The 13,364-nt window shown below is 57.1% G+C and carries 12 protein-coding genes and 4 pseudogenes; 11 read left to right on the forward strand and 5 right to left on the reverse strand.

What is annotated here, in order from left to right; genetic code table 11:
- Window positions 1-103: 103 nt before the first annotated feature.
- Together umuC and TMS3_RS19480 are read right to left on the reverse strand one after the other, a co-directional pair.
- Window positions 104-1,384: a translesion error-prone DNA polymerase V subunit UmuC gene (gene umuC / locus TMS3_RS19475; RefSeq protein ID WP_025166971.1), complete on the reverse strand. Its 1,281-nt coding sequence runs from the start codon at window positions 1,382-1,384 to the stop codon at window positions 104-106.
- A complete protein-coding gene (locus TMS3_RS19480) occupies window positions 1,371-1,808 on the reverse strand; it encodes a LexA family protein (RefSeq protein ID WP_025166972.1) in 438 nt (145 codons plus the stop codon). Before TMS3_RS19480 ends, umuC begins: the two co-directional genes overlap by 14 nt.
- Before the next feature lie 179 nt (window positions 1,809-1,987).
- On the opposite strand from TMS3_RS19480, the gene TMS3_RS19485 reads away from it, so the two are divergent.
- The 5 genes and pseudogenes from TMS3_RS19485 to TMS3_RS25120 form a co-directional block, all read left to right on the forward strand.
- Window positions 1,988-3,628, forward strand: coding sequence for a VRR-NUC domain-containing protein (locus TMS3_RS19485; protein ID WP_025166973.1), 1,641 nt, complete (start codon window positions 1,988-1,990; stop codon window positions 3,626-3,628).
- The gene (locus TMS3_RS19490) at window positions 3,625-5,919 is read left to right on the forward strand and encodes an ATP-dependent DNA helicase (RefSeq protein ID WP_025166974.1); all 2,295 of its coding nucleotides are present in this window, start codon (window positions 3,625-3,627) and stop codon (window positions 5,917-5,919) included. Before TMS3_RS19485 ends, TMS3_RS19490 begins: the two co-directional genes overlap by 4 nt.
- 325 nt (window positions 5,920-6,244) lie before the next feature.
- On the forward strand, window positions 6,245-6,649 hold the full coding sequence (locus tag TMS3_RS19495) for an antitoxin Xre-like helix-turn-helix domain-containing protein (RefSeq protein ID WP_025166975.1): 405 nt from the start codon (window positions 6,245-6,247) through the stop codon (window positions 6,647-6,649).
- The gene (locus tag TMS3_RS19500) at window positions 6,649-7,344 is read left to right on the forward strand and encodes an RES family NAD+ phosphorylase (protein WP_029866494.1); all 696 of its coding nucleotides are present in this window, start codon (window positions 6,649-6,651) and stop codon (window positions 7,342-7,344) included. The genes TMS3_RS19495 and TMS3_RS19500 overlap by 1 nt, the downstream gene beginning before the upstream one ends.
- 1 nt (window position 7,345) lies before the next feature.
- Window positions 7,346-7,534 (forward strand): annotated as a pseudogene (locus TMS3_RS25120) (helicase C-terminal domain-containing protein); the annotation flags it as partial.
- Window positions 7,535-8,028: 494 nt separating this feature from the next.
- Here the strand turns inward: TMS3_RS25120 and TMS3_RS19505 are convergent.
- A pseudogene (locus tag TMS3_RS19505) lies at window positions 8,029-8,743 on the reverse strand (methyl-accepting chemotaxis protein); the annotation flags it as partial.
- Window positions 8,744-8,758: 15 nt separating this feature from the next.
- Window positions 8,759-8,944 (reverse strand): annotated as a pseudogene (locus TMS3_RS26070) (HAMP domain-containing protein); the annotation flags it as partial.
- Window positions 8,945-9,010: 66 nt separating this feature from the next.
- On the opposite strand from TMS3_RS26070, the pseudogene TMS3_RS19510 reads away from it, so the two are divergent.
- Window positions 9,011-9,184 (forward strand): annotated as a pseudogene (locus tag TMS3_RS19510) (tyrosine-type recombinase/integrase); the annotation flags it as partial.
- 505 nt (window positions 9,185-9,689) lie between these two features.
- On the opposite strand, the gene TMS3_RS19515 reads toward TMS3_RS19510, so the two are convergent.
- Complete coding sequence (locus tag TMS3_RS19515) at window positions 9,690-10,562, reverse strand: helix-turn-helix transcriptional regulator (protein ID WP_025166979.1); 873 nt, start codon at window positions 10,560-10,562, stop codon at window positions 9,690-9,692.
- Between the two features lie 115 nt (window positions 10,563-10,677).
- Between TMS3_RS19515 and TMS3_RS19520 the strand changes: the two genes are divergently transcribed.
- The 5 genes from TMS3_RS19520 to TMS3_RS19530 all read left to right on the forward strand — a co-directional run bounded on the left by TMS3_RS19520 (window position 10,678) and on the right by TMS3_RS19530 (window position 13,359).
- On the forward strand, window positions 10,678-10,926 hold the full coding sequence (locus TMS3_RS19520) for a hypothetical protein (RefSeq protein ID WP_025166980.1): 249 nt from the start codon (window positions 10,678-10,680) through the stop codon (window positions 10,924-10,926).
- 46 nt (window positions 10,927-10,972) lie between these two features.
- A complete protein-coding gene (locus TMS3_RS26075; RefSeq protein ID WP_152985530.1) occupies window positions 10,973-11,368 on the forward strand; it encodes an ADP-ribosylglycohydrolase family protein in 396 nt (131 codons plus the stop codon).
- Window positions 11,275-11,733 (forward strand): ADP-ribosylglycohydrolase family protein, encoded by a 459-nt coding sequence (locus TMS3_RS25495; protein WP_200929728.1) that lies wholly within the window; start codon window positions 11,275-11,277, stop codon window positions 11,731-11,733. Before TMS3_RS26075 ends, TMS3_RS25495 begins: the two co-directional genes overlap by 94 nt.
- 631 nt (window positions 11,734-12,364) lie before the next feature.
- On the forward strand, window positions 12,365-13,090 hold the full coding sequence (locus tag TMS3_RS19525; protein WP_025166981.1) for a vWA domain-containing protein: 726 nt from the start codon (window positions 12,365-12,367) through the stop codon (window positions 13,088-13,090).
- Complete coding sequence (locus tag TMS3_RS19530; protein ID WP_025166982.1) at window positions 13,090-13,359, forward strand: WXG100 family type VII secretion target; 270 nt, start codon at window positions 13,090-13,092, stop codon at window positions 13,357-13,359. The genes TMS3_RS19525 and TMS3_RS19530 overlap by 1 nt, the downstream gene beginning before the upstream one ends.
- Window positions 13,360-13,364 lie beyond the last annotated feature (5 nt).

The following is a 13,364-nucleotide window of genomic DNA, read 5'->3' on the forward strand; positions in this document are numbered from 1 at the left end:
AATCCACGTCAACGCTTATTTGAGGAGTTATTCCGAATTCAACGCAATGCGCGCAAAAGCCCTCAACCTCCGACTCAATATCAGGACCAAACAGTAAGGGTTATTACCGAGCCCGCACCGACCACAGTTCACTGAACTTAGTGGTGTAACTTGGGCTCATCATCTCCCGTCGCATTCCCCACTCCGGCGCGGCAGGTACGCCTGCCGTTCGCAACGTCCCCCCACCCCATTTGCTGTTGATCTGATCGAGCACGAGCATTACCTGCTCTGCCGTTGCAGGTTGGATATTTGCAAACAGGTCCTCGGTAAACTCATCACGCTGACGCAGGTCGAGCAGCATGACCTCAGCCTTGCTATAGGCGAAACCCTCTCTGAATACATGCTCCAAGCCTTTTATAGTCGCCTTAATAATGAGACGGGTGTCATCAGTAGGGTATGGCAGTTCGCAGAGGATGCCTTTCGCATACCTGGCTTCGTCCGGGTTGAACATGCCGGTACGGATACTCACCCTCACCTGCTTGCACAATGAACCCTGTTTACGTAGTTTCTCGCAGGCCCTGGCCGTATAAGTGGCCACCGCTTCCCTGATAGGTGCTATCTCTCTCAGGCGCTGCCCAAACATCCTGCTGCAGCAGATCTCCTGCTTGGTCGAAACAGCCTCATCCAGGCCAAGACATGCGGTGCCGCGCAGTTCGCGGGCGGTTTTCTCGACCACCACGCTGAACTGTGAACGAATCAATGCAGCATCGGCCTGTGCCAGCTCCCAGGCCGTGGTGATGTTAATACCCTGCAGACGGGCACTGAGCTTGCGACCAACGCCCCATATTTCGCCAACCGACGTCACTCTCAACAGCTTGTCGCGTTTGCCTGGGTCACGCAGATCCACCACGCCACCGGTCTGACGCTGCCAGCGCTTGGCCGCATGATTGGCAAGCTTGGCCAGCGTCTTAGTGGCGGCAATACCCACACAGGTAGGGATACCCGTATGCATTAGTACCTGCGCCCGAATCTCTCGCCCAAGCTGCTCCAGTGAACCCGGCATAGCGGTCAAATCGGCAAAGGCCTCATCGATGCTGTACACCTCCACTGCCGGCACCAAACTCTCGAGCACACTCATCACCCGCTCGCTCATGTCGCCGTACAGGGCATAATTGCTACTGAACGGGACAATGCCCCTGCGCTTGAGGTCTTGTTTGATCTGAAAATACGGCGCCCCCATTTTCACATGAGGCTTGGCATCTGCAGAGCGGGCGATCACGCAGCCGTCGTTGTTCGACAGCACCACAATCGGCGTACGTAACAGATCGGGACGAAACACTCGCTCGCAACTGGCATAGAAACTGTTGCAGTCAATCAGCGCTATGGCAGGTTCATGCATGGCTATGGTGACGGCGGATACTACCCATGACCACACCCCAGATCAGCAGCTCATCGCCCTCAAGGATGTAACGCGGTGAGAACTTGGGATTCTCCGAGTACAGTACGATCTGCTCGCCGGCCTGGGTCAGTCGCTTGACGAAGGTATCGCCATTGATCGTGGCAATCACAATGTCTCGGTGGCGCGCCGGCATGGCACGATTAACCACCATCACGTCTCCATCAAAAATTCCGACGCCTATCATGCTTTCGCCATCCGCCCGCACCAGAAAGGTATGCGGCGCATCGACGTCGAACAACTGGTCCAGGGATAGTTTTTGCTCCAGGTGATCCTGTGCGGGGCTCGGAAAGCCTGCTGGAACACGAGCGGAAAAAAAGGGTAGCTCAGTCGTGGAGCTGCCCATGGAACCGAGAATGGTTGCGGTGGTCATGGAAGGAATGCCTGTAAATTACTGTATATATAAACAGTATAAACTAAACTCTGCCCAGTCAATTCGATGCGCTGAACGGCAACAGAACTCCCGACAACGATCTTTGCACCCCATCCACTTTGCGTTGTCAGATGCCGTAAGGCTGATATCTGACTCTGCCAACAGAATCCGGCATTCCCATGCAGCCTCAGCTCGCTCCCTGCTTCTACTACCTGTCGAACTTTCATCAAGCCCTCAGCTGGCTGCAGGAGCGCTATGGCGATTTTCTGAGCGAGTCCGAGCATGTTTTTTTGCAGCAGTTCCTGGCCATGGAGACGACGTCGCAAGCCTTATTGGTACGTATGATCATGCGTAGGGGCTCGAATTTTCGCCTCAGCAAGCTGGACTATGTCGAGATCGGCTGCACCCGCATAGCGGCACAGCCATTGCTCGACGCTGGCTGGATTCGTCATGACGCTGAACTATCGCTGGCGGAGCTGTTTAATCTGCTGCGCAAGGATGAAGCCCTCGAACACCTGGGTAACCGTCCACTGCAAAAGTCGCTAAAGAAAAGCGAACTGCTGGAACAACTGGCCGAGCAGTACGCTGAGCCACGTCATTTCGCAGCTTGGTGCCCAGGCGCAGATGATCAAGTCTTCACTCTGACCATCGACGCCCTATGCGAGCGCTTGCGCCTGATGTTTTTCGGCAACCTGCGTCAGGACTGGTCGGAGTTCGCCCTCGCCGAACTCGGCATCTTCCGTTATGAGCGTATAAAACTGACACCCGACTCGCGCGCCTTTCGTCACCGTGCAGATGTAGATTGCTATTTGCAGCTGCAGCGCAGCCTCGAGCTGTTTGAGGCAGGTAAGCCTATTGTCAGCGTCCTGCAACAGATCGGTGCCTTGGCCTGCGATACACCCTTCCTGGCCGCACGGCGTAACAAGCTGTTGTTTCGCATGGGCCAGCAACTGGAACGCACGGCTGATCTGGAGGGGGCATTGGCCTTTTATGCCGACTGCCTATATACAGGTGCCCGTCTACGGCAGATCCGTGTGCTGGAGCGACTGGGCCGTCAAGAACCAGCCTATAGATTGGCCAACCAAGCTGCACAAGCCCCCGAGAACGATGCCGAGGCTCAAGCCGTCGAGCGCGCCCTGGCTCGCCTGGGCCGCCAGCTCGGGCATGCGCAACCGAGCAAAGCCAAGCCAGTAGCGCCAGCGCAGATAGAACTTTGCCTGCCCAAGCCCAAGGGACAGACCGTCGAACATGCCGTAAAAAACCATCTAAGCGAACCTGATGGGCCGGTGCACTATGTCGAGAATAGCCTGATCTGCAGCCTGTTTGGACTGCTGTGCTGGGAGGCTATATTCGCCCCTATACCGGGCGCCTTCTTTCATCCGTTCCATAGCGGCCCGGCTGATCTATTCAGCTCCGACTTTCATCCACGGCGCGCCGAGCTATTTGCAGCATGCCTGGCGCACCTTGATTCGGGGACCTACCAGCAAGTGATCCGGAACAACTATGTAGACAAATTTGGCATCCAATCGCCGTTCGTATTCTGGAGTGCGCTCGCCCCACCGCTGCTGGAGCAAGCGCTCGACTGCATGCCAGCGGCACACTTAAAAGCCTGGTTCCTGCGACTGCTGCAGGACATCAAGGCCAACCGCTCCGGCATGCCCGATCTGATCCAGTTTTGGCCGGCCGAACAGCGCTACCGGATGATAGAGGTCAAAGGCCCGGGCGACCGTCTGCAGGATAACCAGCGTCGCTGGCTGGCCTTCTGTGCCGAACACGGCATGCCGGTGGATGTCTGTTACGTGCAATGGGTGAATGCGTGAACTATCAGGTGGCCGTGCGTGCACTGTGCGAGTTCACCGCCAAAGTCGGCGATCTGGATTTACGCTTTACCCCCTCGCCCACTGCCCAGGAAGGCATGACTGGCCACGCCATCGTCATGTCCAGACGAGGACCGAATTACTACGCCGAACTGCCATTGAGTGGCGAATACCAGGGCCTCCAGGTACGAGGCCGGGCGGATGGTTACGACCCGGATGAAAACCTACTGGAAGAGATCAAAACCCACCGGGGCGATATCAACCGCATCCCTGAGAATCACCGGTTGCTGCATTGGGCACAGGCCAAGGTTTATGGCTGGCTGCTCTGCTGCGAGCGCGACATGTCGGAGATCAATCTGGCGGTGGTCTACTTCAACGTCATCACCCAGCATGAAACGGCCTTTCACCTGACCGCCACTGCCGATGAGCTGCGTGAGTTCTTTGAACTGCAATGCAGCCGCTATATCCGCTGGGCGGAGTACGAACGCGAGCATCGGCGCCTGCGCAATCTGGCACTGACACAGCTGCGTTTTCCCCATGCTGAATTTCGCAGCGGCCAGCGCCAGTTGGCCGAGTCGGTCTATAGGGCTGCTCGCGACGGACACTGCCTGATGACCCAGGCCACTACTGGCATCGGCAAAACCCTCGGCACCCTGTTTCCACAACTCAAGGCGTTTCCCGAACAAGAGCTCGACCGACTGTTCTTCCTCACCGCAAAAACCCCCGGCCGGCGCCTAGCCCTGGATGCCCTGGCCATCCTGCGCAGCCAGGAAACCGCGATGTCGCTGCGAGTGCTGGAGCATGTCGCCCGAGATAAAGCCTGCGAGCATCCGGACAAAGCCTGTCATGGCGACTCCTGTCCGCTGGCCAAAGGTTTTTATGATCGTTTGCCCGCCGCCCGCAAAGCAGCGCTCGAAGGCCAATGGCTGAGCCACGAGAGTGTGCGCGAAACCGCCTTGGACCATCAGATCTGCCCCTACTACCTGAGCCAGGAACTGTGTCGCTGGGCGGATGTGGTGGTCTGTGATTACAACTACTACTTCGACATGGGCGGCCTGCTCTATGGCCTGACCCTACTCAACGAATGGCGTGTCACCCTCCTGGTGGACGAAGCCCACAACCTGATCGAACGCGCCCGCAGCATGTATACCGCCGAACTCAATCAACTGCGCTTTGAAGCCGTACGGCGGATTGCGCCAAGCGTCATGAAGGCACCGCTGGAGCGCATCAGTCGGCACTGGCGACAGTTGGAACGTGATCAGGAGGTGGCCTATCAGGTTTACTCCACCACTCCTGACCTGTTCATCATGGCCCTGCAAAAAGCCGTCAGCACCCTCACCGACCACCTGAGCGAACAACCGGCCGGCAATGCCGCCGAGCTGCTGCATTTCTACCTGGATGCCATGTTGTTCTGCCGGCTGGCCGAGGCTTTTGGAGTGCACTCGCTGTTCGATATCAGCCGCGACGACAACAACGGGCAGTCAGTCTCCACCCTGTGTATCCGCAACATCGTACCTGCCCCGTTCCTGGCCCCACGCTTCGAGGATGCCCACAGCTGCACATTGTTTTCCGCCACGCTGAGCCCGGCGCACTTTTATGCCGACCTGCTGGGGCTGCCGGAAGAAACACCGTGGATAGACGTGGAATCGCCGTTCAGTGCCGAGCAACTGCAGGTGCGGGCCGTCAGCAACCTCTCCACTCGCTTTGCCCATCGTGACTCTTCACTGGCCCCGATTGCGACATTGATGGCTCGCCAGTTCGCTGAAAAGACCGGCAATTACCTGGCCTTCTTCAGTAGCTATGCCTACCTGCAAGCAGTACTGAATGAGTTTCGTACTGCTCATCCACAGATCCCTGCCTGGGAGCAATCGCGGAAGATGGATGAAGACGATCGCCAAGCCTTTCTCGACCGTTTTAGCAGCAATAGCTGCGGTATTGGCTTCGCCGTTCTCGGCGGCGCATTCGGCGAAGGGATCGACCTACCTGGTGATAGACTGATCGGCGCCTTTATCGCCACCTTAGGCCTGCCGCAGATCAACCCGGTCAATGAAGAAATCAAGCATCGCATGGAAGTGATGTTCGGCAGCAACAACGGCTACGACTACACCTACCTCTACCCCGGCCTGCAAAAGGTCGTGCAGGCTGCAGGGCGTGTCATTCGCACCCTCACAGACCAAGGCGTGGTCTACCTGATCGATGATCGCTTCAACCAGCTTGCTGTTCGCAAGCTGCTGCCAACCTGGTGGAGAGTCGAGCGCTGCCGGCTGCCAACTCACATCGCCCTTATCAACTAAGCATAGGGCGCAGGTGGATTAGCGGATGCGTTGAGTACGTGAGATGCCAAGTCCGTAGAGTCGCCCGGCAAGATCTGGAGTTTTCAGCCCTTTTAAAACCGTCCGTGGAAATGGGGTAGAACCCGTCGCCGACGCCATGCGAATACGCTTCATGGGCAAGGGCACGCCCTACACCCCTTATCCCGTCAAAGGGTTCTAGCCGCATTTCTCCGGTGTTAGGAGCGGAAACCGCCCCTTTGGCATCGAGAGGCTGCCAGAACAACGATTGATCTACAGATTAAATATTGATAAATTTGACTCTGCAGATCCACTCGAGGTGCTAGCCATGCCTGTAGCTATCCAAGCCCAGGACTTTTCGAAAAGCCAATGTGCAGCCGGCCTGCGTACAGCGCTGAACATCCTGGACAAGTGGAAGGCTTCCTCCGAACAGGCCTGCCAGATTTTGCGTATTTCGCGCAGCACCTATACCCGAGCCAAGCAACGTGACTCCGAGTGGGCGGTAGGCCTGGACTTTGACCAGATGCAGCGCATCAGCCTCGTGCTGAATATCCACGCGGCACTGCGCCTGGTGTTCGACAATCCCGAAAACGTCTATGGCTTCCCCTCGATGGAGAATCGCAACGAATTCTTCAACGGGCGCGCGCCGCTAGACATCATGGCGCAGGGCGACATGATCTCGCTGTACGAGACATTCCGACGGATCGACGCACTGCGGGGCGCCCAGTGGTAATGCTAAGCGGTCTTCCTCCCTTGGAAGGCGAGAGCCTGCAAGCCTATCGCTTGGTCAACTCCAAGTTTCCGCCCATTGCCTTGTTCGATGACGTCGCTGACGCAGCAGACTTCGAAGCCATTTATCAGCTACAGGCAATGACGAACCCACGATTGCAGAACGAACTTGGCCGGCTGGAGCTGATTCCTCGCGACCAGATCCCGTTCGGTATTCCTGGATGCTCCTACGCCACAGCGCCCTTTACCCATGTGAACCCGGCCGGCTCACGCTTCAGCAATGGCAGCTTTGGCGTGCTCTACCTGGCCGACAAGATGGACACTGCGATTGCAGAGGTGCGCCATCATCAGGAGCGCTACTGGTCGAACGTACCGGACCTCAATTACGAGCGTTTTGTCTTCAGAGGGCTGGCCCGCAGCTTCACTGATGCGGGGATGAGAGACGCTACAGTAGTGCCGCTGTCAGCCCCCATATATGCACCTGACGACTACACGCTTTCTCATCAATTGGGAGGCGAAACGAAGCGCGCGGCATGCACGGGCCTGCGCTACAACTCGGTACGCTCCCCAGGCAACATCTGTTGGGCGCTGATGACACCAAGGACTGTTGCGTCAATCATCCAGGCCGCTCATTTCGAGATGATCTGGAGCGGACAAATTATCAGCGTCAACCGGATTACAACGCTGATAGCCGAATAATTCCTACCTCTACCCGGGCCTACAGAAGGTCGTACAGGCCGCCGGCCGAGTCATCCTCACGGTCAGAGACAAAGGCGTGGTCTACCTGATTGATGATCGCTTCAATCAATTGGCTATCCGCAAGCTGCTGCCTACGTGGTGGAAAGACGAGCGCTGCCGGTTACCGCTGAGTCAAGATCGAACACTCTAGCAACGCGAAGCAGTCTGTTAGCCGCTAAGAAACCCACGGGCACGTTCTGAGTACGAACGGCTTGGGCAGCAGTGATATACAACCGCTTGCGGCAGGTCATACCCTATGCCGAACACCACGAACGGGATGCACGATCACCACTGCGCAACTGGATCCGAACCCAGATCTCAACATAGCAACCCATGCGAAGCTCGCGCACTACGTTTGGCAAACTAGCCGGGAAACCGAGGGCTCGGGCCGTCAGTCACACGATATTGGCGGAATAACCTGCCGCAGAGTCGGGCGGCGACGCCGCCGCTCTGTGGGCCTGCAGTTCTGCGTGCGAGCGACTGGCGTGGAACCCCTGCCGCCGGCAGCCACGCACTATTCGGTGCGAAAGCGCGCCACCAGTTGTTTCAGCTCGCTGCTCAGGTCGCTCTGTTCGCGGGAGTACTGCTCCACCTCCATAGCCTGGCTGGAGACCTGATTCGCCGCCTCGTTGATGGCGACGACATTCTGGTTGATATCTTCAGCGACCAGGTGTTGCTCTTCGGTGGCGGTGGCGATCTGCATGGTCATGTCGCGGATCATCTGTACCGCGCTTTCAATATTCTCGAAAGCGCCCATGACCTCGCCGGACAGCTCAATGGCCTTGCTGGACTCAGACAGGCTGTGATCCATGGTCACCGTCACTTCCTTGATACGGCTGACCAGTAGATTGAGGATATGGTTGATCTGCCCGGTGGAGTCCTGGGTGCGCTTGGCCAGGTTGCGCACCTCGTCCGCCACCACCGCGAACCCTCGCCCCTGCTCGCCCGCACGGGCGGCCTCGATGGCGGCGTTCAAGGCCAGCAGGTTGGTCTGCTCGGCGATCTGCTGGATGGTCGAGAGGATGTTGTTGATGTTGACCGTCTCCCGCTCCAGTTCCTGGATCACCTTGCTGGAATCCTGGATGCTGGCACCCAGGTTGTTGACTCCGGCCGCACTGCGGCTGATCACTTCCTTGCCGCTGCGAGTCGCCGCCAGGCCCTGTTCCGAGACCTCGGCGGTTCTGACACAGGTCTGCGCCACTTCGTTGGCAGCCGAGGACATCTCGGTCACCGCCGTGACGATCTGCTCCACCGCACTCAGCTGGCGCTGCAGGCTGGCCGACATGGCCGTGGTGCGTTCATTGGTGTGGCTGGAGTCGCCATGCATGCTGATGGCGTTGTCCTTGATCACCTTGATCATGGCCTGGGTCGACTCGATAAACTGATTGAACCATCTAGCCAGCTCACAGGTTTCATCCTTGCCGAGCAGGGTCAGGCGGTTGGTCAGGTCGCCCTCACCCTGGGCGATGGTGCGCAGCCCCTCCTTGACCAGGTTGATCGGGGTGACGATACGGTTGGCGATGATCACTCCGGCGATGCCAAACAACAGCACCAGCACCACGCAGACGAACGGGGTCAACCAGGTCAGCTCATGGGCGCTGGCGTAGATTTCGGCGGTCTGCTTGAAGCCTATAAAGTTACAGAGGAAGACAGGAAGGCTCTTTTAGGCCACAAGAACGGCAGCATCACTAGTCACTACTCGGGCGCAGAACTGGGCAAGCTGATGGATGAAGCCAACAAGATTTCGGCTACCGACTCTCGCGGGCCGGTGCTGACAATACTGAGGAGGAAGGCAGGATGAAAAAAGTCCCGCAAAAGTCCCTGACACAAAAAAGCCTGGTCATCACTGACCAGGCTCAAATGCTTGAAATATATGGTCGGGACGGAGTGATTCGAACACTCGACCCCTAGCACCCCATGCCGGAGGTCGACCCTATAAGTCATTGACTTTAAAGTGATAATTTCGAGCGCTCGCTGCAACCAGTGCTCCGCGCAACCTGACGGTTTTCAACGGTTCCCCGCAAAAGTCCCTGGCCGAGTTGCCGTATTCTGACTACGAAATCGCTGATAGCCACTACAGATACATCTTTTCGTCAGGACTCACCGCGCCACACAACTGGCGACACCCTCTAAAGGAGTCCGCTAAGCCACCCAAGCCCGACTCAGATGCCCAGGACACCAGTCCGCCAACTCCAGCAACGTATCGCGGGACCGACCTTCGCTCGCGTGAAACGCCCCCCCCTCTGATCAATGTGAGCTTACTCGAGAGCTTCCGTGCTAACACGGTAGAACCTAACATTGGTCCGTCATTGATAGATCCACTGCTGAAGATCCTCCAGGTTCGCTACCACAATCTGCTGAGCAGCAGCCTTGGCCTGGATCTTATTCGGGTCTATTTGGTATCGCTGCAGCACGTACTGCACCAGAGCACCACGACTGGGAATTAGTAACTGCTCCCGCTGCATGCCGTAATCCTGCGCGACGATAGCCTTCTGTTCCGGCTTCAACCGAGGGTCGGGCTCGATGATCACCGTCACCTCAGTGCACCAACCTGCGTCCCGTTCTCGCACGTGCTCGGAGACGTCCAGTACATCTGGCTCGCCACGGAAACGACTAAGGACAAAGTCTCGGTAGTCCCGATTCTTCTCGCAGAAGGCTCGGACATGCCAGCGCATCCCGGTATAAATGAGGGTATGCGGCGCGATGAGGCGTGTCTCCGGCACCGGATTGGCAAGTGAAACGTATTCACACTCCAACCGCAGTCCTTCGCGGCAGGCCTTCAGCAGGGGGCGGAGCACGTCGGGCCGCACGGAGCGATCCGGGACCTTCAGCACTTCGGTATGCGCATAAGCCAGGGCAAGCCCCTCGATGTGTGGTGCCCGCTCCTTGTTCTCGCTCAGCAGGTGCAGGTAAGCGCTGGCACTATTGTCGATGAATTTTGGCGCGAACTTCAGATTGGGGACATAGCCTTTCAAATGCCTGTCATATGTCAGGTTTTTAGGCGCGTGCTCGGTGATGTAGGTGTTGATGTCCTTAGATGCTTGCTGTCGGCTGATGCCGAAGCTCTGCATCAGGTGCCCCGTGGTTAGCCGCCCTTCCCACCAGGCGACAGTCTCGATCAGCCGATAACGCAGCGCCAGATCCCAACGGACAGATATGATCGACTGCTTCCGTTTCATTGTGTCCCCTTGTGTTCGAAAACTTTACCTGTACAGGTAAACATCATAGATATGTCGCTCAAAGCTACATACCCTTACTCCGTCATTCAATGACTTTGGCAAGGAGCGTGCTCAAATGGAACTGAAGGCAGCGTTGGTGATTGTGCTGGTACCGGTCGCGCTCATCATGTTGCTGGTGTGGGGCGCATGGAAATTGGCACAGCCCGTTCAACTGCGTCAGCAACTCGAAGCGCAGTTCGAGGGTGTACTGAGTGCACATAACGCTCTGGTAGTGCATAACCGCGAGTTGAGTGCCGCCTTGCGCGCCGAACGGGCTCACGCGCAGCAGTTGCAGCGCCAACTGATGCTTCGTCAACACGACTGAAGATCTCAAAGGAGTGGAAGATGAATCGTCTGGATAGAATCAAGGGGTGCCTTTTGGGTGGTGCAACCGGGGATGCCCTTGGGGCCCAGTCGAGCCTCTCAATCGGACGGAAGTTAAGCAGCAGTTTGGCTCGTCAGGTATCCGGGGTTTCAGTCAGGTCTACGGCATGACAAGAGCGATTACCGATGACACACAGATGATGCTGATCACGGCCGAGGGGCTGCTTCGCGCCCAGGTCAGACAATCAGCGCGCGTTCTCTACAATCCACCGCCAGTAATTCATCACGCATTGTTACGCTGGCATCTCACTCAGGACGGCGAGCCAGCGACTGATGTGGGGAAAGACGGATGGCTGATTCAGGAGAATTCGCTCTGGTCACGTCGCGCACCGGCAAGACTTATCTATCGGCACTTCGTCATTGCAAGTCCTTTGGCGAACTAGCGTGCAACGACAGCAAGGGCTGCGGAGGCGTCATAAGGGTAGCGCCGCATGCTCTATTCCCTGCCCCTTCGAACTGGCGGCTGAGTCAGCGCATCACACCAACTGGGTATCTGGCAGTCGGGCTGCTTGCGGACATCCTCGCTCGCCTTCTGGTGCGTTCCTATTCGCTGAAAGAAGCAATTCCGGGTAGCCTCCAGCAGCACGGCAACCGAGAAGATATTGGTGAGACACGCGGGCTCATCGATTTAATGTTGACGCTTTATCAGAAGGGAGTTCTGCCCCCCAAAAAACCATCGCATTGCTCGACGCAGGATGGACAGCCGAGGAAACACTGGAGCAGCTCACGGCAGCACCGGTCGAAGTAATGAAGAGCCACCTCGAGTACTTTCTACGGCTTGATTGACATTGAGCATTTCTGGACCTGGAGGACAGGCGCATGAAGAATCTTTTTGCGGTTATCGGTTTCATTGTTGTCGCCAAGAAGGGCTACGAGTTGTATCGCGAGTACAGCGAATTGAAGCGCGAGCGGGAGGAGCGGACAGCGGGTTAGGAACGCCAGTCAGAGTGGGTATTCTTGCACCCAAGGGACAGTAAACCGTTACGCACAGCGCTGACAGTTAGAGCTCCATTAGGGCCTAGCGTCAGCCCTTTCTCGACGCATGAAACAGGCCAGGTCAGCCCCAACAAACAAATAGCACATTGCCACCCAGTTGAGTAACATCAGCCTTCTCGGCGTCAAACAGCTGTTCACCAGTTGGCGATTCAGAACAAGGAAGTCTCATGCAACAAGCGACAATATTCTGCCAGATCAGGATACGCGCGCTCAGCCAGACCACTGTTTTCCCTCACATCACTGGTAGCGCCATACGCAAGCAGACTGAGGTACCTCCACGGAGGATCCTCTGCAACGCATATCGTTATATTTCAACCCTCTGACGCAATCATCGCAACATGCAACGCGGCCTATCCATCTTTTTTGATTAAGGAGTATTGCCTGTGAGCACTCCCTTTGACCCATCAAAGTTTACAGCGCCCAAGGCCAAGCCACTACCGGTCATTCTTTTGCTCGATGTCAGCGGTAGCATGGGCGGGGAAAAGATTCAAAACCTCAATGACGCAGTCAGCGACATGCTCGACGTGTTCCGTGGCAACGAGACCAGCGAGACCGAAATCTGGGCCTCGATCATCACGTTCGGCTCGGAGGTAAGGCTGCATCAACCCCTGGCCAGTGCCAACGACATTCATTGGCACGCACTTGCAGCAAGCGGCAGGACACCACTGGGTGTCGCGCTTGAAATGGCCAAGGCAATGATTGAAGACAAGGGCGTCGTGCCATCGCGCGCTTATCGTCCGACCGTGGTGCTGGTCTCGGACGGACAACCGGACAATGGCTGGGAAGGCGCGTTGCGGGAGTTCGTAAACGAAGGGCGCTCCGCGAAATGTGATCGCATGGCCATGGCCATCGGTGCCGACGCCGACGAGATGGTTCTTGGAACATTCATCGAGGGCACGCATAACCCGCTGTTCTACGCGGAGAATGCCCGGCAAATGAAGGACTTCTTCAAGTTCGTGACCATGTCGGTGACCATCCGCACCAGATCACAGACACCTAATACCATACCGCCAGCGAACTCGATCGATGTCCAGCCAGCGACCATCGGCGCTCGACAGAAGTCATCGGTGCCGACGGCACCCGATGCGGACGATGGAGGCTACTGGTAATGGCACAGGCTATCGGGGATCCGGAAGAGCTAGAGCGCTTTGCATATGCACTGCAGCAATTCACCGACTCGCTCAACGACAGTGTTGGTGCCCTGAATGGCGCATTCCTGTCGCTTGGTGACACCTGGCAGGACGAGAAACGCTCACAGTTCGAAGAGGAGTTCAACATGCTCGCCCAGCAACTCCATCAGTTCAATGCGAACGCGGCAGACCAGGTGCCCTACTTGATCGCCCTGGCGTCACGCCTGCGCGATTACCTTCAGAGCTGAGGACG

The organism is Pseudomonas taeanensis MS-3, assembly GCF_000498575.2.
In the GTDB taxonomy this organism is placed as follows: domain Bacteria; phylum Pseudomonadota; class Gammaproteobacteria; order Pseudomonadales; family Pseudomonadaceae; genus Aquipseudomonas; species Aquipseudomonas taeanensis.